This is a genomic window from Maribacter halichondriae, from assembly GCF_027474825.1.
Lineage (GTDB): Bacteria > Bacteroidota > Bacteroidia > Flavobacteriales > Flavobacteriaceae > Meishania > Meishania halichondriae.
Map to the genome: position 1 here is coordinate 3,664,851 of NZ_CP107030.1, position 23,288 is coordinate 3,688,138.

General features: G+C 42.3%; 17 protein-coding genes and 2 pseudogenes. 9 read left to right on the plus strand and 10 right to left on the minus strand.

The genetic code is table 11. The annotated features are described in order from the left end of the window. Nucleotides 1-6: 6 nt before the first annotated feature. From N8A86_RS17150 to moaA, 3 genes are all read right to left on the minus strand, one after another. Entirely contained in the window at nt 7-462 is a 456-nt protein-coding gene (locus N8A86_RS17150; RefSeq protein WP_273566486.1) for a hypothetical protein, read from the minus strand. Between the two features lie 9 nt (nt 463-471). Continuing rightward, nucleotides 472-1,593 (minus strand): molybdopterin molybdotransferase MoeA, encoded by a 1,122-nt coding sequence (locus tag N8A86_RS17155; protein WP_273566487.1) that lies wholly within the window; start codon nt 1,591-1,593, stop codon nt 472-474. A 286-nt stretch (nt 1,594-1,879) separates the two neighbouring features. Continuing rightward, nucleotides 1,880-2,863, minus strand: coding sequence for a GTP 3',8-cyclase MoaA (gene moaA / locus N8A86_RS17160; protein ID WP_273566488.1), 984 nt, complete (start codon nt 2,861-2,863; stop codon nt 1,880-1,882). A 39-nt stretch (nt 2,864-2,902) separates the two neighbouring features. Between moaA and N8A86_RS17165 the strand changes: the two genes are divergently transcribed. Continuing rightward, a complete protein-coding gene (locus tag N8A86_RS17165) occupies nt 2,903-4,057 on the plus strand; it encodes an XdhC family protein (protein ID WP_273566489.1) in 1,155 nt (384 codons plus the stop codon). A gap of 88 nt (nt 4,058-4,145) precedes the next feature. On the opposite strand, the gene N8A86_RS17170 is transcribed toward N8A86_RS17165, so the two are convergent. Together N8A86_RS17170 and N8A86_RS17175 are read right to left on the minus strand one after the other, a co-directional pair. Then, nucleotides 4,146-5,471 (minus strand): NAD(P)/FAD-dependent oxidoreductase, encoded by a 1,326-nt coding sequence (locus N8A86_RS17170; RefSeq protein WP_273566490.1) that lies wholly within the window; start codon nt 5,469-5,471, stop codon nt 4,146-4,148. 20 nt (nt 5,472-5,491) lie between these two features. Further along, nucleotides 5,492-6,667, minus strand: coding sequence for a cysteine desulfurase family protein (locus N8A86_RS17175; protein ID WP_273566491.1), 1,176 nt, complete (start codon nt 6,665-6,667; stop codon nt 5,492-5,494). 196 nt (nt 6,668-6,863) lie between these two features. Between N8A86_RS17175 and N8A86_RS17180 the strand changes: the two are divergent. The 8 genes and pseudogenes from N8A86_RS17180 (at nt 6,864) to N8A86_RS17215 (ending at nt 15,026) form a co-directional block, all read left to right on the plus strand. Beyond that, nucleotides 6,864-7,732, plus strand: a pseudogene (locus N8A86_RS17180) (FAD binding domain-containing protein). A gap of 8 nt (nt 7,733-7,740) precedes the next feature. Next, nucleotides 7,741-8,232 carry a (2Fe-2S)-binding protein gene (locus N8A86_RS17185; protein ID WP_273566493.1) on the plus strand — a complete coding sequence of 164 codons (492 nt, stop codon included), beginning with the start codon at nt 7,741-7,743 and terminating at the stop codon, nt 8,230-8,232. Nucleotides 8,233-8,252: 20 nt separating this feature from the next. After that, complete coding sequence (locus tag N8A86_RS17190; protein WP_273566494.1) at nt 8,253-10,619, plus strand: aerobic carbon-monoxide dehydrogenase large subunit; 2,367 nt, start codon at nt 8,253-8,255, stop codon at nt 10,617-10,619. A 188-nt stretch (nt 10,620-10,807) separates the two neighbouring features. Then, entirely contained in the window at nt 10,808-11,284 is a 477-nt protein-coding gene (locus N8A86_RS17195) for an SRPBCC family protein (RefSeq protein ID WP_273566495.1), read from the plus strand. Nucleotides 11,285-11,347: 63 nt separating this feature from the next. Further along, nucleotides 11,348-12,217, plus strand: a complete 870-nt coding sequence (locus N8A86_RS17200; RefSeq protein WP_273566496.1) for an AAA family ATPase — start codon at nt 11,348-11,350, stop codon at nt 12,215-12,217. A 138-nt stretch (nt 12,218-12,355) separates the two neighbouring features. Then, entirely contained in the window at nt 12,356-13,492 is a 1,137-nt protein-coding gene (locus N8A86_RS17205) for a vWA domain-containing protein (RefSeq protein ID WP_273566497.1), read from the plus strand. Beyond that, a complete protein-coding gene (locus N8A86_RS17210; protein WP_273566498.1) occupies nt 13,485-14,495 on the plus strand; it encodes an XdhC family protein in 1,011 nt (336 codons plus the stop codon). Before N8A86_RS17205 ends, N8A86_RS17210 begins: the two co-directional genes overlap by 8 nt. 120 nt (nt 14,496-14,615) lie before the next feature. Next, the gene (locus N8A86_RS17215; RefSeq protein ID WP_273566499.1) at nt 14,616-15,026 is read left to right on the plus strand and encodes a hypothetical protein; all 411 of its coding nucleotides are present in this window, start codon (nt 14,616-14,618) and stop codon (nt 15,024-15,026) included. A gap of 87 nt (nt 15,027-15,113) precedes the next feature. Here the strand turns inward: N8A86_RS17215 and N8A86_RS17220 are convergent, their stop codons facing one another. The 5 genes and pseudogenes from N8A86_RS17220 to N8A86_RS17240 form a co-directional block, all read right to left on the minus strand. Beyond that, on the minus strand, nt 15,114-15,299 hold the full coding sequence (locus N8A86_RS17220; RefSeq protein ID WP_273566500.1) for a hypothetical protein: 186 nt from the start codon (nt 15,297-15,299) through the stop codon (nt 15,114-15,116). Between the two features lie 82 nt (nt 15,300-15,381). Further along, nucleotides 15,382-17,424 carry a S9 family peptidase gene (locus N8A86_RS17225; protein WP_273566501.1) on the minus strand — a complete coding sequence of 681 codons (2,043 nt, stop codon included), beginning with the start codon at nt 17,422-17,424 and terminating at the stop codon, nt 15,382-15,384. A 13-nt stretch (nt 17,425-17,437) separates the two neighbouring features. Continuing rightward, nucleotides 17,438-18,728, minus strand: a pseudogene (locus N8A86_RS17230) (amidohydrolase family protein). Between the two features lie 211 nt (nt 18,729-18,939). Continuing rightward, nucleotides 18,940-21,891 carry an amidohydrolase family protein gene (locus N8A86_RS17235; protein ID WP_273566502.1) on the minus strand — a complete coding sequence of 984 codons (2,952 nt, stop codon included), beginning with the start codon at nt 21,889-21,891 and terminating at the stop codon, nt 18,940-18,942. A 254-nt stretch (nt 21,892-22,145) separates the two neighbouring features. Next, complete coding sequence (locus N8A86_RS17240; RefSeq protein WP_337251649.1) at nt 22,146-23,252, minus strand: DUF3810 domain-containing protein; 1,107 nt, start codon at nt 23,250-23,252, stop codon at nt 22,146-22,148. Nucleotides 23,253-23,288 lie beyond the last annotated feature (36 nt).

A 23,288-nucleotide genomic window follows, 5' to 3' on the forward strand; every position in this document is an offset into this window, starting at 1 on the left:
CCGTTATTAGGAGACCGCTTCTTTTTGTCTTCCAAATCGAATAAAACGATAGAAATACCTGAAGTTGCCATTGTACCAAATGGCAAAGATAAAGGCGGTGTAGAGCAGCCAATCTGGTAGTACGGCTACATTGTAATAAGTTTTGGAAATCAGAAATGCCAAGGCTGTAGTGGCGATACCTAAGGAAATCCAAGTTCGTTTGTCTTTTCGATTCAATATAATCATGGTAATGATTATGATTCCCATGATCGGTTTGGTATGCAGGAGTACAGGTACGAGTGTGCTGTATTCCACATCAAAGAAAAGTACCATGGCGCTCATATAGGCAGTCATACAAAGTGGGCACTTAGGAATAAGAATCAATAAAATGGTAGAAAGAAAAGACATGGAACCATTGGCTGCTTCCACTTTTTTGGGAGTGTGCACCTTGGCTTTACAACAACCTGTCTTTGTGATTTCCATAGCAAGAAATTACCATTTCCTTCGGTAAGGTACAAAAGGATAAACCTCATTCGCAAAAAATTGGTTTTTATTTTGAGGTAATATTAAGAATCCGTCGGTTTTAACGAGATTGGCGAAATCTCCCGAACCATTTCCTGCAATGGGGTCTGCCACTAGGGTGCCATCGGCACGACTTTCTAAAGCAGCCTCTAAGAAATACACCAAATCAGGATTGAACTGTACGTCTTTTTTCAACTCCACATACAAGGTTTCGGGTTCTAAATTCAAGGATTTTTTCAGCCAGAATTGCAAATACATATAAATACAAACAAAAGAGGAAACAGGGTTTCCCGGCAAGGCAAAAATCTTATTGTTGTGCACACTGGTACCGAACCAGAAAGGTTTACCAGGGCGTTGCTGAATTTTGTGAAAATGCTTTTTCACTTTCAATTCTTCCAAGACGTCAGGTAAGTAATCATACTTTCCTTTGGAAACACCGCCTGTAAAAACCAGTAGTTCGTAATCCTTTAAGAGTTGGGAAATAATAACAAGCATTTTTTCCTTGTCATCGGGCAGATGTTCCAAGTCTGCTTCTAATCCCCATTCATTCAACGAATTTTTTATACCGTAGATATTCGAACGGCGAATCTGGTGGAGTTGGGGAGTTTCGGAAACGGGTACGAGTTCGTCTCCAGTAGAAATAATAACCGCTTTTGGTATTTGAACAATTTTCAATTCGGCTTTTCCAACGGCCGCAGCAATATTGATTTCCGCACTCGATAGCTGTTTTCCTTTTGCTACAATACAAGTTCCTTGTGCAATATCCATCCCCTTGAAATGTACATTTTGTTTGTGGTTTAGGGAATCCAAATGTATGGTGGCTAAACCATTTTCAATCTGCAAATCCTCATAACGAATAACGGTATCGACTCCGTTAGGCATAATAGCCCCCGTCATTACTTCAATACAGTTTTGTGGATTTTCTAATGTCTTTTGTGGAGTACCGGCTGGAGCGATGGCCTCAATTTTAAATGCACGTTGTCCTTTTCCAAAAGTCGAGAAATCAATGGCAATGCCATCCATGGTTATACGATCGAAAGGGGGAAGTCCCGATCGGCCAATAAATCTTCTGCCAAGTAGGCGCCAACGCATTCCTCCAAGGGTTTTGAAACTATGGGAAAATCACTTTTGTATTCCGCTAAAATGGAAAGGGCTTGCTCGTAGGGTATAAAGGTGTTGTTTTGCATCAATTTTGTTGAACCGTGAAAACGAGTTAGGTATTAAATTTAACTGGAAGGAGTGCAAAGAAAAAGTGCAAAGTTCGCAAAGTTTTATTCTCAATTTTTTGCCTTATCGTCCTTTGCGCCTTCTTCGCGATCTTTACGTTTAGATAATCATTGTAATTTTCAAACAGTTAACTATTAGTTCCCTTTATTCTTTATCCACCAATAACACTCATACTATCCATCACGTTCGACGTTTTCTTGTGCGTTTTTTCCGCCGCGAATCCGTCCTTAGGTTTTAGCTTGATGAGTTCTTGGAATTTTAAGCCTAGTTCTTCATCGGAAACTCCCGATCGCATATAATCCCTGATATTAAAGACGCCACCGTCGTAGAGGCAGGTCTTGATTTCACCTTTTGAGGAAATACGAAGTCGATTACAGGTGTTACAGAACGTTCGGGAAAAGGCTGCGATGACACCAATGTTTCCTTTGTAATCGGGCACTTGATACAGCGTTGCCGTATCGCCATGTTTACCTTGAAGTTCGTTGAGGTTCGGATATGCTTCCCGCAAATCTCGAAGAATGCTTTTCGCGCTGTACATCTCGGTATTCTCCTTGTACCCACCGTTGAAAGGCATTTCTTCTATAAAACGGACATCAACTTGATGGTCTTTTGCCAGTTCCGCCAAGGAAATGATATCTTGGGTATTGATTCCGTGCATAATAACTGCATTGAGTTTGACCTTGAAGCCGTTTTCCATCAACATATGAAATGTCTGAATGACCTTTTCATAATCATCCCTACGGGTAATTTTATGAAAACGCTCACGGTCTAACGAATCGATGCTGAGGTTGATTTGGGTAATGCCCAGTTCCTTCAATTTCGGAATATGTCTTTGCAATAAAGTGCCGTTCGAGGTAATGTGAATGGATTTGTAATCTTCCAATCCGGCGGTATTCTCCAATAATTTCATGAAATCTTTCCGCAAGAAAGGCTCGCCACCAGTAAACCTGACTTTTTGAAAACCAAGATTTCCCAATACCTGAAGTAAGCGGGTAATCTCTTCATAGCTAAGCAAATGTGCTTTAGGTTCATACGGAATACCCTCAGCTGGCATACAATAGAAACAACGCAAGTTGCAACGGTCGGTCACAGCTATTCGTACATAATCAATAGTTCTATCAAAGGAATCTTTCATGATTTATATCAGCGATAAGAAGATTCAATATAGCTAATTTTGGATATATTAGATGGACTATTTAAGAAAGAAATAAGAATTGCTGCCGAAATGAAAGAAATTAAATCGATACTTCAACTGTATAACTCTTTCAAGAGCTCTGGGGAAAAATGTGCTATTGCGCAGGTAGTCAGAGTAGAGGAATCATCATATCGAAGGGAGGGCGCCCGAATGCTTGTTTTTGAATCGGGTGTTTTTGAGGGAGGCATTAGCGGTGGGTGTCTTGAGGGAGATGCTTTGCAACGCTCTCAAATTGCTATTTTAAAACAAGAACCTTCTATAGTGACCTACGATACTTCAAAAGAAAATGAAATAGGAGTCGGCTTAGGTTGTAACGGCGTTATCGATGTTTTGATTTCTCCCATTTCAGAGAATTCCGCGACCTTGGAAATGCTTCAGAAATGTGTTTCGGATAGAGGGGAACATATTATTGCTACCGTAACGGACTTGAATTCTGATATTGATACAATTCCGTTAGGAAGAAGTTTTTATTATGATCGGAATACATCATCCTTAGAGGATTGTCAACACAACGGATTGCGAAATTTTCTTCAGGATAGAATTCAGGATGTCTTAGAGAATAAAAAATCAAAAACCTATCATTTTGAGGAAGTAGAGGTAAAAGCAAGTGTTTTTATCGAATTGATTCCACCACAATTTCATTTAGCGATTTACGGAGATAATTATGATGTGTATCCCATGCTAGAAATGGCAGAATTGATGGATTGGGATGTGAGTTTGGTAGGAAACGTTCAAAAGCTCAAAAAGGAAAAATTACAGGCCGTAAAAAATATCTATCTCAAAGATGGCGAAGCACGCCCAGAAATAGACCATCGTACGGCTATCATCTTAATGGCGCACGACTATAAAACAGATTATGCCAATCTGCAAGACTTGATAAAGAGTCCGGCGCCCTATATTGCTTCTTTAGGCCCTCGTAAGCGTTTTGATAAAATGGTCACAGAATTCAAAGCAAACGGAATCGAATTTTCACAGGAGGAACTAGACCGTATTTTCGCCCCTTGCGGATTGGAAATCGGAGCCAATACGCCTGAAGAAATAGCAATGAGCTTGTTCAGCGAAATTCTAAGTGTTTTTTCCGATAAGCATGGGGGAATGCTTCGTGAGAAGGTTGGGCCGATACATGAACGGTGATTTGACCGTAAAGTGCGCAAACCTGCCTGCCGGCAGGCAGGGGTTTCGTAAGGGTCGCCAAAAAGGAAGGTAGGTTAGATTTCTCCTTTTAAAGTGTTTTGGTCGCTATTCGTTCATAACCCAATTTGGCAACCGCAGTTTCGTAGTAAGGATCCTCTTGCTTTTTATTGGTAAGCAAGTTTGAGGCAATCAGTCCGTATGCCATTGCACCTTTGGCTCCAACACCTGACATTCCTGCTATCACAACAAAGTTCTCATCTATTGAATTATCGTCCTCCAGAATTGGGGTAACAAATGGGACTTCGGTCTCGGTAAGGCTATAGACACAGGAGTACGTATCAACAACTTCAATTTGATTGACCATGATGGGCAAATTCAGAAAGTTTAGGTAAGAGGCTATTTTTTCGATGGACCAGTTGATCTCTTTTTGATTCAGTTTCTTTTGCCAAACTTTATCAATATCGCCAATATTTGTCCGCTGAAAATGCCCCCCAATTTTAATAATAGGATTATCTTGTTCATCGTAACTTTCAATCATTGCAAAAAATTCTTCGCACTCTAAGTTCGTCGTCCTATCGATTACCGGAAATCCATTTTTCATTTGCTGTTTTTGCGCTACTGGTAAGTTGTTATAATGTTCATTTTTGATTCTCAGAAAAGTGAGAAAGACCCTCTTAGGATGAATCAGGCTATTATAATAGGGAGCGATTTTTTGGAGCAGTCCCCCCGTATACGGACCTGCTGCGCTAACTACTTGTTTTGCACTTAGAAGAATCGATTTACCATTGGCATCCACTGTTATTTTGTAGACTCCATCTTTCTTTTCAATTCCTGTGACTTCGGAGTTATACCTTATTTGATAGCCCTTTAAAGCAATCGCCTGATGCAGCAATTGGATTAACTTACGTGGATTAAAAGTGCCAGAATGTGTATTATATTCCCGATGCAGGAAAGTGCCCTCTTTAAGGTTTACACCAAATTTGGATTCCCCTTCTTCTACCTTAGAAGCAAGTTCAAAATTGGCATCCTGATTTTTTAGATTGTTCAGAAGCTGGCCTAGTTCTTCATGTCTAGCTATATATGATATTGGTGAGGTGGTGTAAATACCCTCCATCGTAATTGCTGTTCCTTTATTATTCAAAAACCTGATCACTGTTTCAACTTCTTTGACGCTAGTATTATGGAGATAGGACCAAAGGGTATCGCCTTCAATGTTACTACTTCTTACTACTCGGGCTTCCCCTTTACTAGATCCCTTTTCGTAAACTCTACCCTGCTTCTCCAGAAGTACAACTTCCTTACCATAATTGGAAAGATGCCAAGCGGCGGAACTTCCCATGAGTCCTCCTCCGATTACAATGACATCATGGATTGTAGTTTGTTCACCGTTATGACCATTTGAATTAAATGTCATAAGTACTTATTTAAATAGTTTTAAGCTCTTCGCTCCCAAAGAATATTAGCCTCTCGCTGTTTCGAAACTTCGTCCTTTACAATCTCAACCGCCTTTTCAATATCTTCCTCAGTAGTATACCTCCCAATACTCAAACGCAAAGAAGCATACGCCAAACTTCGTTCAACGCCCATGGCTGTTAACACATGTGAAGGTTCAACCGAAGCAGAATTACAAGCTGACCCATTGGAAACGGCAATTTGTCTACTCAAAGCAGTCAACAGGTTGGCACCATCTACATAGGGAAAAGAAACATGAACCGTGTTCGGTAATCGCTTGGGAGTTTTACTATTAGAAACGGCTAGTTCAATTTCAAGCAAACCTGCTTCAAGTTTATCACGAAAGGTTTTCATTCGCTTATGCTCTTCCTCCAAATTTGAATAAGCCAGTTCAATCGCTTTTGCCAATCCCACAATCAAAGGAGTATTAATGGTTCCTCCGCGTTGCTTTTTTTGTTGTCCACCGCCTTGAATAAAACTCGGTAAACTATCTCCGTCTTCGTTGTCCTTTATATATACGAGTCCGATTCCTTTTGGGCCGTAGACTTTATGTCCTGAAAAACAAGCGAAATCTACAATTTGTAAAACATCGGTTAAATCGACTTTTCCCAAAGCTTGGGTGGTATCTGAAAATAGCAAGCTTCCATTTTCTTGGATCAGTTTTGCTATCTCTTCTAAAGGTTGAATGTTTCCCGTTTCATTGTTTGCGTATAAAATCGAAACTAAAATGGTGTCAGGGCGCAAGGTTTTGTTTAAGGTTTCCAAAGAAATCAATCCATCGGAATCAACATCCAAATAACTGATTTCAAATCCATCTTCCTCTAAAAAAGCACAGGTATCTAAAACAGCTTTGTGCTCCGCTTTGGTGGTAATGATATGTTTTCCATGGGATTGCATTTTTCGCGCGACTCCTTTCAGCACCATATTGATACTTTCCGTTGCACCCGAAGTATAAATTAAACTGCTCGGAGCAATACCTAAGTTTTTAGCGATTGAATTCGTAGCATCTTCAACAGCACCCTTCGCCAACCACCCGTAGGGGTGATGACTACTGGATGGATTCCCAAAATCTTCATGAAAATGCGGCAACATACTGTCCACTACTTCCTTGTCACAGGGGGTGGTCGCATTGTAGTCAAAATAGAGTTGGGAGTACATGATCGATATCGATTTGCCAATAAGTTAAAGGTAAGCAATATCCCAAAATTTACATTTTCTCTTTTAGAGCTGACAATTGGATTTATCTATGCAACTATAAATTATTAATTTGTTAATGACTGATTAATATCATTGTGATTTTAGCGAATTAGAGTTACATTTATTGCTTACCTCTTAAATTAATTCCTAAAATATTATGATTCCAGCTAATTTCAATTATCATAAGGCAACTTCTTTGAAGGAAGCGATTGCCTTATCACAAGAACTTGGTGAAGAAGCGAAATACATGTCCGGCGGCCATAGCCTGCTGCCCATGATGAAACTTCGATTCGCCACTCCCGAACATATTATCGATATCAGTAAAATTGAGGGTCTTTCCTATATTAAGGAAGAAGACAATATGCTTAAAATCGGTGCTTTGACCACACAGAGCCAGATGGAGCATAACACCCTTATAAAGGAGAATTATCCTATTATGGGTGATGCCATCTGGTTGACGGCCGATCCTTCAGTTCGAAACTGTGGCACCATTGGCGGTAACATCGCCCACGGTGATGCGGCCAACGATCAACCTGCTTTAATGTTGGCCATGAGGGCAACGATTATTGCGGAAGGCGCGGATGGGCAAAAAACAATTCCTATAGACGAATTCTTTCACGGATTTTATATGACGGCTTTGGAACCCGGAGATATACTTACGGAAATCCAAATTCCGAAAGCCAAGAAAGGCAGTGGTGGCGCCTATCACAAAGTAGAACGAAAAGTTGGGGATTATGCAACCGCAGGCGTAGCCGTTCATGTTGAATTGGATGATGATGGCGTTTGCCAAGAAATCGGGATAGGCCTTACCAATGTGAGTGCCGTGCCTATGCGCTTGGAAAGAGGAGAGGAAGTACTTCGAGGAAAAAAATCACAGCGGATCTCATCGAACAAGTGGGTCAGATCGCAAGCGAAGATTGTGAACCCGAATCTGATTTAAGGGGGTCGGAAGCTTATAAAAGATCTATCGTGAACACGGTTACAAAAAGAATGTTGAACAAGGCTCTTGAAAGAGCAAAACAATAGAAATCGCTATGGCAAAACACAAAATAACAATGACAATAAATGGGGCAAGCGTTTCCGCTGAGGTGGATTCTCGTTTGCTCTTAGTACACTTTATACGAGAAAATTTAGACATGACAGGCACCCATATAGGCTGTGATACTTCGAGTTGTGGTGCGTGCACCATTTTGATCGATGGTAAATCGGTCAAATCTTGTACCTATTTGGCCGTTCGAGCCGATGGTGCGAATATCACCACAATTGAGGGCATTGCCGCCGATGGTACCAACCACCCGCTGCAAAAGGCATTTCATGACCAACATGGTCTACATTGTGGTTTCTGTACTCCGGGTATGATTATGAGGTCGATAGAACTATTGGAAACAAACCCCAATCCTACGGAAAGGGAAATACGATGGGGAATTTCTGGAAACCTATGTCGATGTACTGGCTATAACAATATCGTTAAGTCGGTTCAACAGGCCGCGGAAGAAATGTCAAAGGAAAAAGAAGCTACAGTCTAACCTCTAATAAAAAAGAAAACATGTTTAAATGTAAAACATCAGCAGAGGTAGGCGGAATGGGCCACTCTGTAAAACGAAAAGAAGATGCCCGCTTTTTACACGGCAAAGGTAATTATACCGATGACGTAAAATTACCGGGGATGTTGCACATGGTCATGGTGCGTAGTCCGTATGCTTATGCAAAAATTTTAAGTATTGATAAAGAAAAAGCTTTGGCTATTGATGGTGTTTTGGCCGTCATTACCGGTGAAGATTTGGCACAATACAATCTGCATTGGATGCCAACTTTACTTTCAGATACACAAATGGTTCTACCAACGGATACGGTAATGCATCAATCGCAAGAAGTCTGTGCCGTGATTGCCACGGATAGATATATTGCCGTCGATGGTGCGGAAGCGGTAGATGTGCAATACGAACCGATGCAAGCGGTGGTGAATCCGTTCAAGGCATTGGATGAAGATGCACCTTTATTACGACCGGATAAAGAGGGTCAAAAAGACAATCATATTTATCATTGGGAACGGGGTAAGCGCGAAAAAACCGATGCCGCTATTGCAGCTGCGGACGTAGTTGTAAAAGAGCGTATTCACCTTCCAAGAATTCACGTAGCTTCTATTGAAACCTGTGGCGTTGTGGCATCCTATGATAAGGATACCGAAAAAATGTTGATTTATTTGACATCTCAGGCGCCTCATGCGATTCGTACCATTCTAGCTTTGGTTGCGGGTCACGTGGGTTTATCCGAAGAAAAGATTCGAATTATCGCTCCGGATATTGGGGGTGGTTTTGGAGGAAAAGTACCTGTTTATCCTGGGTATGTTGTTGCGATTGCAGCTTCTTTCTTAATCGGAAAACCAGTAAAATGGATTGAAGACCGTTCCGAGAATTTGGTGAACGGATTTGCCCGTGACTATCATATGGACTGCGAATTGGCAGCTACAAAAGACGGAAAAATCCAGGCGTTCAAAGTTTCGACTTTGGCTGACCACGGGTACACCGATTCTTCGGCAAACCCTTCAAAATATCCTACAGGAATGTTCTCCATTTGTACCGGATCGTATGATTACGAACATGCGTTTGCCGAATTGGACGCGGTCTATACCAACAAAGCGCCAGGTGGTGTAGCGTATCGATGCTCCTTCCGCGTGACGGAAGCCGTGCATGCTATTGAACGCATGGTTGACAAACTTGCCGCTGAAATTGGTAAAGATCCCGCGCAAATACGTTTTGAGAACTTTATCAAGAAAGAGGATTTTCCATATGCGTCTCCTTTAGGTTGGAGTTATGATAGTGGTGATTACAAAGCTACTTTGGAAAAAGCCATGGAAATGGTGGGCTATGATGACTATAAAAAAGAACAAGCCGAAAAACGTGCCCAAGGAAAATTGATGGGTATCGGAATCTGCACCTTTACAGAAGTAGTAGGGGCAGGACCATCCAAAGATTTTGATATTTTAGGTATCAAGATGTTCGATAGTGCCGAAATACGGGTGCATCCAACAGGAAAAGCATTGGCTCGTTTCGGAACCAAATCGCAAGGTCAAGGACATGAAACAACTTATGCCCAGATTCTGGCAGAGGAATTGGGAATACCCTATACCGATATTGAAATTGACGAAGGAGATACGGATACCGCTCCCTACGGATTAGGAACTTATGCAAGTAGAAGTACTCCTACAGCCGGTGCGGCAGCAGCGATTGCGGCACGTAAACTACGTGATAAGGGTAAGAAAATTGCGGCCCATTTATTGGAAGTAAGCGAGGAAGATATTGAATGGGAAGTAGGGAAGTATTCTGTAAAAGGTGCCCCTGAAAAATCGAAGACGATACAGGATGTTGCCTTTGCTGCGTATACCAATTTCCCTGAGGGAATGGAACCTGGTTTCGAAGCAACACACTATTATGACCCACCAAATTTAACCTTCCCTAATGGCGCCTATATCTGTGTCGTTGAGGTAGAAGAGGAAACAGGTGCAATCGATGTAAAACGTTTTGTTGCGATTGATGACTGTGGAAATATCATCAACCCGATGATCGTAGAAGGTCAAATACATGGTGGATTGACACAAGGTATCGCTCCTGCAATGTATGAGGGTATCGTCTATGATGATGAAGGAAACGTTTTGAACGGAACTTTAATGGATTATCTAGTGCCAACGGCGGTAGAATCCCCACATTGGGAAACTGGCCATACGATTACACCATCACCACACCACCCATTAGGTGCAAAAGGTGTAGCCGAATCTCCAACCGTTGGAGCGCCACCGGCAATTGCGAACGCGATTATCGATGCATTATATCCATTGGGAATCAAGCATTTGGATATTCCCATCACTCCTGATAAAGTTTGGGATGCTATACAAAAGGCAAAAGCGGAAGCGTAGGTACGAAGTTGAAAAAGTAAAAGCTTCTCCCTTCAGAAGAAGGGAGATGGAATTCGCTGAAAGCGGATGATGGAAGGTTTGAAAGCGCAAACCTTAAGAAAAGCGCAGAATACCATTAAACAGATTCCAACCTTTACTGAAACGAGTTAAGCACAAGCGTTTGAATAACAATAAAAAATACTATTGCAATGAAAACACAATTAGATAAATCGTTCGAAGTACCCCAAAGCACCGAACTAGTCTGGGAACACCTTATCGACCCAGAAAAAATAATGGACTGCGTCCCTGGCGTATCCATAGATGAAAAGGTGGGCGATAATCATTATAAGGGTAAAGTCGGTATGAAGTTCGGCCCAATGGGTGTGAAGTACGACGCTGACATCTTTTATAATGAAATTGATAAAGAAAATCGAAAAATCATTATTACCGGAGACGGCGTGGATTCAAAAGGTCAAGGAAATGCCGAAATGAAAATGACGATTGATCTTAGCGACCGAGCTGAGGGAGGCGTAAAGCTTGATGCCATTATGGATGTTACCGTTAACGGAAAGATTGCTCAATTTGGTTCGCGATTGATTACTACCGTTTCCAATCAATTGTTCAAACAGTTCGTTTCGAATTTTTCAAAGAAGCTTGCCGCAGCGGAAGCATCGGCGACCACATAGATAGTCCCGGATTCTATAATCAGAAGCTATGCTCCCCGGGCATAGCTTTTAAAATTTTAGCTATTGAACAAAGAAATTGAAGCGCTGATAAAAGACTTTTATGAGCACGACTACATCCTGAACGAAGAATTAGCGACTTCCATTTTTCTATTGAAGAATTTGGAAAAGCCATTATTGTTGGAGGGAAACCCAGGAGTGGGTAAAACCATGCTTGCCAAAACCTTGGCTGAACATTTAGGCACAAATTTAATTCGTTTGCAATGCTACGAAGGTCTTGACGTTAGTACCACCATTTACGAGTGGAATTACCAAAAACAACTGCTCCATATCAAACTCTTTGAACAGGAAGAAGATAAATTAGTCTTGCAAAACCAGATTTTTGGAATGGATTATGTGCTTCAGCGACCCTTGTTACAATCCATAAGTTCAGACAAACCTGTGGTACTTTTGATTGATGAAATCGACCGCGCTGATGAGGAATTTGAAGCCTATTTGTTAGAGCTGCTTTCCGACTTCCAGATCAGTATTCCCGAATTGGGTACGATACAGGCGACTTCAAAACCATTGGTCATTTTGACGTCTAACAGAACAAGGGAACTTAGTGATGCATTAAGAAGGCGGTGCCTCTACCATTGGGTAGACTTTCCATCCAAAGCCAAAGAAATTGATATCATTGCCAAGAAGCTTCCGAATATCGATGAAGAACTAGCAACACAGGTAGTGACTTTCATTCATAATTTACGAAAGTCAAGCCTACACAAACCCCCAGGAATTGCGGAATCTTTGGACTGGGCGAAAACGCTACTATTAATGAACCAAAAAAACATTACGGACGAAATCGTGCAAACTACCATCGGTAGTGTTTTGAAGCATAAAGACGACGTCGAATTCGTTCGCAACAAAACGGTGCAAGAATTCTTGATACCCGTTTAACGTAAAGTTCGCAATGGAATTCCATATCAATCTAAACTTTGCGATACTTGCGATTTAACCCTTGCGTTCCTTGAGGTTAAACTTCAGTAGCGTAAGCCATAAATTAACAATCAGTTTTTAACCATTTACATATAAACTGTGGTCGCCGTAGACAAAACATTCAAAGAACGCCTCATCGATTTTACCATGTATTGTCGCGAACGTCAGTTTGTTTTGGGCCCACAAGAGACGCGTGATGCATTTGCTATTGCTGAACGCGGTTATGCTTTGGACCGGAAATTATTCCAATACAGTCTAAAGGCGATTTACTGCAAACGCAAAGAACATTTCGACCGTTTTGATGAGATGTTCCAGCGTTTTTGGAGTCGTTATTATGAGGAAAAATTAGAGCAGCGTCAAAAACAAATCAAGCAACTTAAAAAGGAAAAGGATACGGCTACAATTATTTTTTTGGGAACGGAATTTAAAGTACCGAAAAAGGAAGTCAAAAAACAGGAAGCTAAGCAAACTGTCGGTGCGAATGAAAGCATCCGGTTACGATTGACGGACTTCTCGAAAGTCAATGTTGCCGATAAGGAAAAATTGGAAGAACTGGCCGAAGAACTTTTCCACCAGATGAGTATGCGCTTTAAAAGGCGACTCGAAAATGCAAATAGAGGTAGTATCGATATTCGAAATACAATTCGCCATGGCGTTTCCAAAGGAGGCATGATGTTAGATCTCGCCTATCGCAAGAAACGAAAAGAAAAACGGAAAGTGGTCTTTCTGTTGGATGTTAGTGGTTCAATGGATACCTACAGTTATTATTTGCTCCGTTATGTGATGGTGTTAAAGAAGTATTTTAAGAGCTTAGAGTTTTTTACCTTTAGTACGCAGTTGACCCACGTGACACCAATGTTGCGAGCGAACAATGAACAGCAGGTTTTAAATCAAATTGGTAAAAATGTACATTCGTGGTCGAGCGGGACAAAAATTGGGGAATCGCTGACAGAATTCCTTTCGGTCTATGGCCATAAGTTTTTGAGTCAAAAACATATTGTAGTGATCTTGAGTGACGGCCTCGAAACCGGAAATGTAACGGTGCTCCGAGATGCGGTACGCACCATCCGCAGAAAGTGTAAAACCTTGGTATGGCTCAATCCACTAAAAGGAATGGAAGGCTACCAACCCATTCAAAAAGGAATGGTCAATGTAATGCCACATTTAGATGCGTTCGAATCAGCCCACAACTTGGATAGCTTATTGAAATTGGAAAAATTATTGATAGATGTTTAACGAACTCGCGATACAGATTGAAAAACACTTGGCTAAAGGTGAAGATTTTGCCATTGCACAGGTCATCGACCGTATTGCCCCAAGTTCGGGTAAGGTAGGGGACAAGGCGCTAATTTTGGCGACAGGCGAACTCATCGGTTGGGTCGGTGGGGGCTGCGTTCGTGGTATCGTAATCAAAGAGGCCCTCGATGTCATCAAAACGAAACGTTATCGAAGAGTACGCATTTCCCCAGAAGGCGGAACTCGCGAAACTGCAAATTTTAAAGAATACGTTATGAGCTGTCAAAGCAAAGGTACTTTAGAAGTTATGATAGAACCTGTTATCCCTCAACCAGAACTTATTGTTGTCGGTAAGTCGAACATTGCCCGTAAATTGGTGCAGATGGCTTCTGCCGCCGATTTTAAGGTTGCCGTTATGGCGAGCGATGCCGATGTGCAAATGTTTCCCACGGCGAACCATATGTCCGATACCGTTGATTTTTCTACCCTTAAAAGTGTAACGAATACCTATATCATCGTAACCACCCAAGGCGAAGATGACGACCTCTCCGTGAAAAAAGCTTTGGAAACTTCCGTCAAGTATGTCGGTTTTGTAGCGAGTAAAAAGAAAGCTGAAGATATTAAGACCTACCTCGAAAATGAAGGTCTCGCTACCGATCGCGTTGCGCAATTACGCAGTCCCGTAGGGTTGGATATCAATGCGAAATTGGCCAGCGAAGTCGCCATCAGTATTTTGGCTGAGGTCATCGATCATTTTAGAAAAGGCAATGTATCGGAGAACATGCCCGTGCACCAACCAGAAACAACATCGGAAACACTTGCTGCGATGCCAGCAGCGGCTACGTTTGCCGAAGAATACTATATCAACCCCGTTTGTCAAGTGCCGGTCTCTAAAAGGAATCCGAAACATATTGTCGAGTATCAAGGCGAGAAGGTCTATTTCTGTTGTGATGGGTGCAAGGTTAGCTTTGAGAAGAATCCTGCGCAGTATATAAAGGCCTAACAGAAATCATTTTGACGAAATTCTTTATTATACGTACCCCAAGTGGCAATTATTATAGTAAAGTTGTTACAACAACATAAATAAACGCATCATCGTCGAAATCATTTAAAGCCAACCACTTTGAATCCAACTTTTAAAAATGTCTTGGCCGTTGCAGCCGGACTCGTCATAGGAAGTATCGTCAATATGGGCATCGTTATGATTAGTGGTTACCTCATTCCACCGCCTGAAGGTGGAGACATCACCACCATGGAGGGTTTACAAGCGACCATGCACTTGTTCGAACCCAAACATTTTATCATGCCCTTTTTGGCTCATGCTTTGGGCACTTTGGTCGGGGCATTTGTTGCCGCTAAAATCGCCGTCACACAAAAAATGACCATGGCCCTGATTATTGGGGTTTTCTTTTTGATCGGTGGCGCAGTGAACAATTATTTGCTTTCAGGACCGCTATGGTTTACGGCACTTGATTTGATCGTGGCCTATATTCCAATGGCCTATTTGGGGGCTAAGTGGGAGATGAAGAAGTAGTTCTTTTTTTTACGACAATACGAAACTTCAGTTGGTGCTTGTTAAGTTAGCTTTGAGGACAATCTATAAAAGCACAGCACTACTGATTCAAGAACCAGGGTCAGGCACAAAACAGCTAGAATCACCCCAGATTGGTTCTTCGACACAGTCCGTACCATCGGGGCCGTAGCAAACGGTTTCAAAACAGGCATCCTCTTCCGGGGTACACGAAAGGCAAAGTATCAAAGTCAGTATGGCAAAAAAGCGTTGTATTCTAGTGTAACTAGTATTCATTAGTGTATTGGTGTTAAATATGTTTAGACGCTAATAAATATAATATTTAGCAAACCAATTTTGTATTCGGTCTAGTCGAGCTTTATTCCATAGGCACTTCGATTTCCTCATCCCAAATATATTTCCCGAACCACTGCCAGTTGTGCCAGGTCGCCGCAAGGCGTTCTTTGGGCTTATTGATTCCGTGGCCGAATCCTTTGTAGATAATCAATTTCGTTTCAACCCCAATATCTTGAAGCCCTTGAAAAAGTTCGTAGGCATTCGCCGGCGGCACCCTTCTATCGAATTCGCCATGTTGTATCAGGGTAGGGGTCACGGCATTGTTGATGTTGGTCATCGGTGAGGTCTTTTCATAAACTTCTTTATCTGACCATGGGGTGGCTTGTAAATATTGACGCGTGAAGGGATGGATATCAGTATTAACGTAATAGGTCATCCAATTTGAGATGCCCGCACCGACTGAAATTGCCTTAAAGGTATCGGAGTTTGTGGTAAGAAATGCGGAAATATAACCCCCTTGGCTCCAACCCATTGAGCCGACTTTGTTTCCATCGATGAGTCCCTGATCTTCTAAATGCTGTACACCTGATAGCACATCCCAGGCATCGCCGACGCCAAGATTTTTCACATTGAGCGATCGGAATTCTTCGCCATACCCTGCAGAACCCCTATAATTTGGCCGTAAGACCAGAGCTCCTTTGTTGAGCCATTGTACCATAGGGTAAACATATGAGGGAACTGCATTCGGTACAGATACCCCGGTAGGGCCACCGTGAATAACGACCAAGAGCGGATATTTTCTGCTCGGATCGTAATCCTGAGGTTTGTGGAGCACCCCTTCAATTGTAGTTCCGTCCTTACTTTTCCAAGAAATGACTTCGCTTTGCGCAACCGCCCAATTTTGGATTTGGTTAGTCGAAGCCGTTAATTTATCGATTTCCTTAATCGGATAAGTCGTTTGGTAGATTTCGGTCAAATCGCTGTCATTGACTCCCGTAAAGGCCATTTTTTTACCGTCTTTTGAAAATGAATACCCATAAATGCGTTCAGGCCCTTTTTCCAGCATTTTGGTCTTCCCGTTTTTTGGATCGATATGGATCAACGGCCGTTTTGTTTTTTGCCATGAAAGTGCGAAAATTCCGTTCGGGTTCCATTGTATGGCAAAAAGGTCTTCATCGAAATCTTCCGCTAGTTGTTGATTCTCCGTGCCGTCTACATTGATGCGAAAGATTTTTCCGTTTTTATAATAATTGGAAATACTATCGTTAAGGCTAGAACCATATAGAATGGACGCGCCATCGGGAGACCAAGTGACCAATCCATCATAACTCAAATTAGCTACCAAAGTGGTCAGTTTTTTGGTTCGAATATCATAAATGGAAATATCCGCCTTAAAAAATGTATTCCGCAAGGGATCGGGTTGATGCTCCAAGGCTATTTTTTGTCCGTCGGGAGACCATTTGAAGGTATTAATGGAAAATGACACACTATCTATCATCGGTTTCGCCTCCAAATTTTTGGTTCGTACCGTATCTTTTGACTCCGAGGGTAACGGATTGTACCTAAGACTATCGGGCTTAAAATTGGCTAGGTATAGTTGATTCATACTATACTCGGCGTCTTCCACGGCAAAACCACCATAGATATCCTTTCTTTTTTCTTCTTCTTTCGACCTATCCTCTGATTGTAAAAAGGCAATTTTTTTACCAATGGGCGCCCATTCATATTGTGAGATGTCCTTCTCGGTATGGGTGACTTGTACGGCCTCTCCGCCATCGACCCGAATCACATGAATTTGACTCTTTTCCCCTCGCTTTGACAAAAAGCTGATCCATTTGCCATCGGGTGACCATTTCGGATTCGAACTACCGTTCTCGGGATTATTGGTTAGTTGGAAGGGTTCACCTCCATTTTTAGAAATCCACAACTCGGTGACATATTTATTTTCTTCCCAGTCTACCGTCTGTTGCTCAAATACAATGTGGTTACCATCAGGTGAGATGGCGGCATCCGAAACTGACCGCAATGAAATTATTTCCTCAAAAGATGGGTTTTGTGCCTGTTGGGCATGGCTAGGAATAATTAAGGTAGCGACTAAAACAACAAGTAATGTGATTTTCTTCATAATATGATTCTAGTTATTCCCCCTCATACTTCCCCGAATACCTTTTCCAAAGCTCAGTCTGGTGAGTTTCCAAGGAAATAGTACGGCCATCGATAAAGGCATGGGTCAGTTGATTTCCGCGCATGTCGAGGGCATCTCCTTCTGAAACAAAAAGGGTAGCACTCTTACCAATGGCCAAAGTACCGTGGGTATCATCGATACCCAATATTTTTGCAGTGTTGCCTGTAAGCATTTGTAACGCTTTTTCTTTGTCCATTCCCTGACCTACGACCTGACCTGCATAAAAGGGCAGGTTTCTGGTTTGGAAGTTGGAGGCTTCCCCATTTTGCAGGGCGACTAAAAGGCCAGCATCCATTAATAGTTTGGGGAGTTTGTATGGCAGAATCATAATCGTCATCGTTCAAACTAGGCAGGTTGTGGGTATATTGTACTAAAACGGGAATATCGTTTTTCTTTAGAAAATCCGTCACTTTATAGGCATGATAGCCTCCAACCAAAACTACATGCTTTGCACCGGAGTTTTTGGCCAAAGTGATGCCGTCGATAATTTCTTTTTCGCCATCGGCATAAACGTATAATCGTTGGTCTCCACTAAAAACGCCTTGCATGGCCGCGAAGGCTGGGTTCAGCTCTTTTGCGGTTCCCTCTCCGTATGCAGTGGCGTTTTGCATAAAGGTCTCGACTTCGTCCACTTGTTTTTGGTAGTCCTTATTGGGTTGCAATCCGCGAGGTTCGCCCATCCACCAGCGACCTCTTCTAAAACTAGGTGGCCAGTTCAAGTGAATACCGTCGTCGACTTTTACGGCAGCATCTTCCCAATTCCAAGCATCGAATTGTACGATGGAGGAGGTGCCGGAAATACGTCCACCTTTGGGCGTAATCTGCCCTATCAAAACCCCATTGGGGCGCATGCTTTCCACCACTTTCGATTCAGCATTATAGGCAATCAAGCTTCGTACATGGGGAATGATATCACCAATCTCATCGGCATCATTACTCGCACGAACGGCGTTGACTTCTACAAGTCCTAATTCCTTGGCGGGAGCTATAAATCCGGGATAGACATGTTTGCCAGCCGCATCGATGGCAGTCCCCTTTGCAGTAGCATCTGCGCCTAAGGCCGTTATTTTTCCATCCTCAAAAACGATGGTGCAGTTTTCTACAATTGTGCCGTCGCCGATATGAGCGGTTGCTCCAGTGATGCTAATGGCTCCGCTTTGTTTTGGTGCGGGAGTTTGTTGGGCCCAGCTCGCTACTCCGAAAGTGAGTAGGAGGGCGGTTATAATGTTAGTTGCTTTTTTCATTCTAAATGATTTATTGTCATTCCCTCGCTTGTGCTGAACTCGTTTCAGTAAAGGCGGGAATCTGTTTAAAGTTGGTTCTATGTTTCTTATGGCTTGGGCTTTCAAACCCTCTGTCATCCCGCCGAAAAGTCGGGATGCCACCTCCCTTTTTCTAAAGGGAGGAGCCCTTATTTTTTCATTTCGTACCTCGTACCTCTAACTTCGTACTTCATCAAAGCGTTTCACACGTCATTCGCTCTTTCTTGCTCATTTTCGGCCCTTGCGTCTTACCGCCTCCTGCTTTTTCCTTCAACATCATATTGATCAGTTGGTTACGTTCTTTTTGGACGGCTTCCCGAAGTTGCTTGTCTTTTTCGATATCGAAATAGGTCGCGCCTTCGATTAGGGTTTTTTCCGCTTTGGCATACACCGAAAGGGGATGATCCGACCAGAGTACGAGATCGGCATCTTTACCTTCTTTGATACTTCCGACGCGATTATCGATATGCAATAATTTCGCGGGATTGATGGTTACCGTTTTCCAAGCATCCAATTCACTCATTCCGCCATACTTGACCGTTTTACCGGCTTCTTGGTTCAAACGTCTCGCCATTTCACCGTCATCACTGTTGATGGCTACGGTGACACCTACTTTGTTCATGATGGCCGCATTATAAGGTATCGCATCGTTCACTTCATATTTATAGGCCCACCAGTCACTAAAGGTACCAGCACCCACGCCATGTTCCTTCATTTTATCGGCCACTTTGTAACCTTCAAGAATATGCGTAAAAGTATTGACCCTGAAATTGAATTTATCGGCCACTTTCATCATCATATTGATTTCGCTCTGAACGTAGGAGTGGCAACTGATAAATCGCTCTCCATTGAGTATTTCGGCAACGACTTCCATTTCTTCGTCATAGCGATAAGGCTGTCCGCTTTTCTTCAAGGCGTCATATTCCTTACCGCGTTGGAAGTAATTCATAAATACTTGCTCCACGCCCATACGGGTCTGTGGGAAACGTGAAAAGCTCTGCCAGTTCGATTGCTTTACATTTTCACCCAAAGCGAATTTGATGAATTTGGGAGAGTTGTCATAGATCATCTCATCTGCAGAGGCGCTCCATTTTAACTTCAAAATAGCAGAACGCCCACCGATCGGGTTGGCCGAACCGTGCAGCAATTGTGCCGAGGTAACGCCGCCCGCCAATTGACGGTAGATATCGATATCCTCATTGTCGACCACATCTTCCATTTTCACTTCGGCGGTAGAATTGTGCCCCGCTTCGTTAATGGCAAGGGCTGCGATATGGGTGTGTTCATCGATGATTCCCGTGGTCAAGTGTTTTCCTGTGGCATCGACCACTTTAGCGTTACCTCCTTTGAGGTCTTTTCCGATTTTCGAAATCTTTCCATCCTTTATTAAGACATCGGTGTTTTCGAGAATTCCCGCTTCTTCGCTCGTCCATACCGTGGCATTTTTAAAGAGGATGTTTTCTGATTTCGGTTTTTCGGAAAATCCGAAACCAACATTCGGGTAGGTGACGCCAACCATTTCAGGTTTGGATGATGCTTTGTCATCTTCTTTTTTCTTATCCTCAAAAGCACTTGTTTTCGTAGCGCTAAAAGAAGATTCATTGCCGTCGGGAAGCACCAGTTTTCCACTCAGATTATCATCGGTCGTTACCAAGCCTGTCATGCGATAATTCTTTTCTTCTTCATCCGTGGAAAAAGAAAGTTCCAACCAATCACCTTTGTAATTGATCTTTGATTTTAGTTTGTTCGTGTCTTGTTTGATTTCCACTTTGGGTTTACTCGGCTCACCTGTAATGGCTAGTTTATAGGTCATTCCACCTGCGGCCAAATCGTAATTACCACGAATATCTTTCTGGTCCTTCTCCTTGATGATATTCTTATTGCCTTGTACCCAATTCTCGTAAAGGGTAGTGCCTTTTTCAAAAATATCCCCAGAAGTAATCAAAAAATTCGCTTGCCGCCCAACTTCTAAGGAACCAATGCTTCCTGACTTGCCAAGAATGGTAGCAGGTACGGTGGTCAGTGCTTCTAGAGCTTTCGTTTTTGGAAGTCCGTATTCGATGGCCTTCATTAGATTATCCTTGAATTTCGAAGGGGATTTCAAATCATACAGAGTAAGTGAAAATGGAACTCCCGCATCCGCCAAGGCCTTTGGATTCGACGGGGCTTGGTTCCAATGGCGCATATCGGCCAAGGTTACATAGTCAGCCTGAAACGGATCCGAAACATTATAGGCCTTAGGAAAATTGATCGGGAGAATGAACTTCGCGTTCGTACCCTTGATTTCCGCAATGCTTTCATATTCATCGCCGCCACCTAGAATCGCAAATTGAATTCCGTTGGTATCTCCGATTTTATCTGCGCGTAAGGCATTGCCTTTGTCTTTTGCTTCGAAAATCTGTACGAGACCCTTGTTGGCGTTCAATGCTTCCAAGGAACGGTCTTTGGTATCTGAATTTCCTGCAGCGTACCATTTGGCATCCGAATACATTTGGCGTAACAAGGCCATAGCACCCATCAGAGACGTAGGGTACGATTGTTTTTTGATAACACTCTTGTCGAATGAAAGATATTGTGCGGACTTGTCATCTAAAATTCGGTTGGCATCGCCATCTGTTCCGTTAAGAGCGACGAGTACCCCCGTTCCTCTTACGATACCATCGTGTATATGAGAGTTGACCACTCCGAATCCGGCATCGCGAAGCTCTTTGGCTTCTTTGTCGTCATATTTGAATTTATCAATCGCCGCATTTTCGGGCATTACGTGGTCGTTCCAGTAAAAACCTTCCCGCTCGGCATCATATTGTGAAGCTCTGCCGCCTCCGGGTTTTCGTTTCGGTTGCTCCACCCCAAATTTGGAATAGGCATCTATAAAGGAAGGATAAATCGATTTTCCACTTAAATCGACCACCACCGAATTTTTTGGTAAGGCTATCGTTTTGCCCACTTGCTTCACTTTTCCGTTTTGGATCAGTAAGGTGCCCCCATCGATAACCTGTGTGGGCGTCACGTAGATTTTAGCATTGGTAAAGGCCGTGTAGTTGTTGTTCTTTGATTTTACACCGTCGTTCTCAGGGAAGTAATCTTGAGCGGACAAAATTGCGGTGCATGCCAACAGTGTTAGCGTGAGAAATCGCTTTTTCATAAAGTTCTGTATTATTTGATTAGCCGTTCTAAAAATAAGGGAAGTGAACGGATTATCTATCCTATTTTTAAGTTTTTTGGATGTATACTCCTACCACTTAGAAACCCGAGTTTTTTGTCTTTCTTTTTCCTTTCCCGGTGTTAAAATTTTTAACCGTAGCTACGGCTATGCTTGCAAATTTTGTCTTGGGAAAGAAAAAAATAAAATCCCCAAAATTCCCGGATTTCTAAGTGGTAGGAGTATAAACACTATTATTATAATGGATGCTTTTCATAATAGTTAACCAAAAGTGAGACTACCGAATTATAGCTCAGAATACCTTCGCTTTGATTATTGGCTTTTAGAAAGGTGTTGAAGACAGATTTAAAAACAGGTTCCATGGGATTTTCATAGGATAGCCAGAAATCGTTCATCTCTTTATAATTTTTACGAACGCCTTCATTTAGTTTCGCATACTCTGTATTGAACAAGGGCATATCGACCCGTTGTAATTCTCCCAAGGCATAGGCCAACGCATAGGAATAGGCCGCATATTTAAAATACACATCCTCATTGTTCACCGTAGCCAGGTACCCAATAAAATTCGTTTCGTTTTCTGCGGAATAGCCCAATTGATGTCCGACCTCATGGCCTGCCACCACGGGAAACCGATATGCAGGCAATTTACCGTTCACTTGTGCCTCGTTGGTAAACGGATTTAAATATCCCCCATACCCCATATATGTAAGGGCCAAGCTGAAAATTGATTTTTTAAGGCTTGGGGATCGGTATTTTAAAAATGGAATTTTGTTTCCTAGATCATTGTAACTATGGATTGTTTTTTCAAAGATTTCTCTCTTGGTAAAGGGAAGTTCAACAGCTTTTGTACTGTCCGATGTAATACTCAAGTGGACTTGATTTGTTTTTGTTGTCAACTTCTCGATAAAGGAGGTCAATTGTTCTTTGGTATGGGTTTTCGGCAGGTCGAACTTTTCGGCTATAGGAAGGCGATAATAATTCATGCCCCACATCAAATGGAATGTAAAATAGGCCACCGACAGCACCACTGCGATATTTAACAAGAATTTCAAAGGATATGCACGGATTCTTTTTCTGTTTACAAATACATATCGAATGGCGATCACTCCCAAAAGAAAATAAAGAACATCCCCGAATGAAAATGGAATCCACCCGAACAACAACCGGAAAAACCTCGAAATCACGGGATAAATACCTTTGCTATAGTAGGTCTCGACAAGCTGTGGATAATGGGCCAACCATTTTACCAGAATAATCTGGGGAATCAAGGAAATCGCAATGCCCAATTTCAGTTTTGACGTCATGGGCTCAAAAATAATCAAAACGACGGCTATATGTCGCAATGTTATTTTCTAACCGTATTTTTGGTCAATAACAAA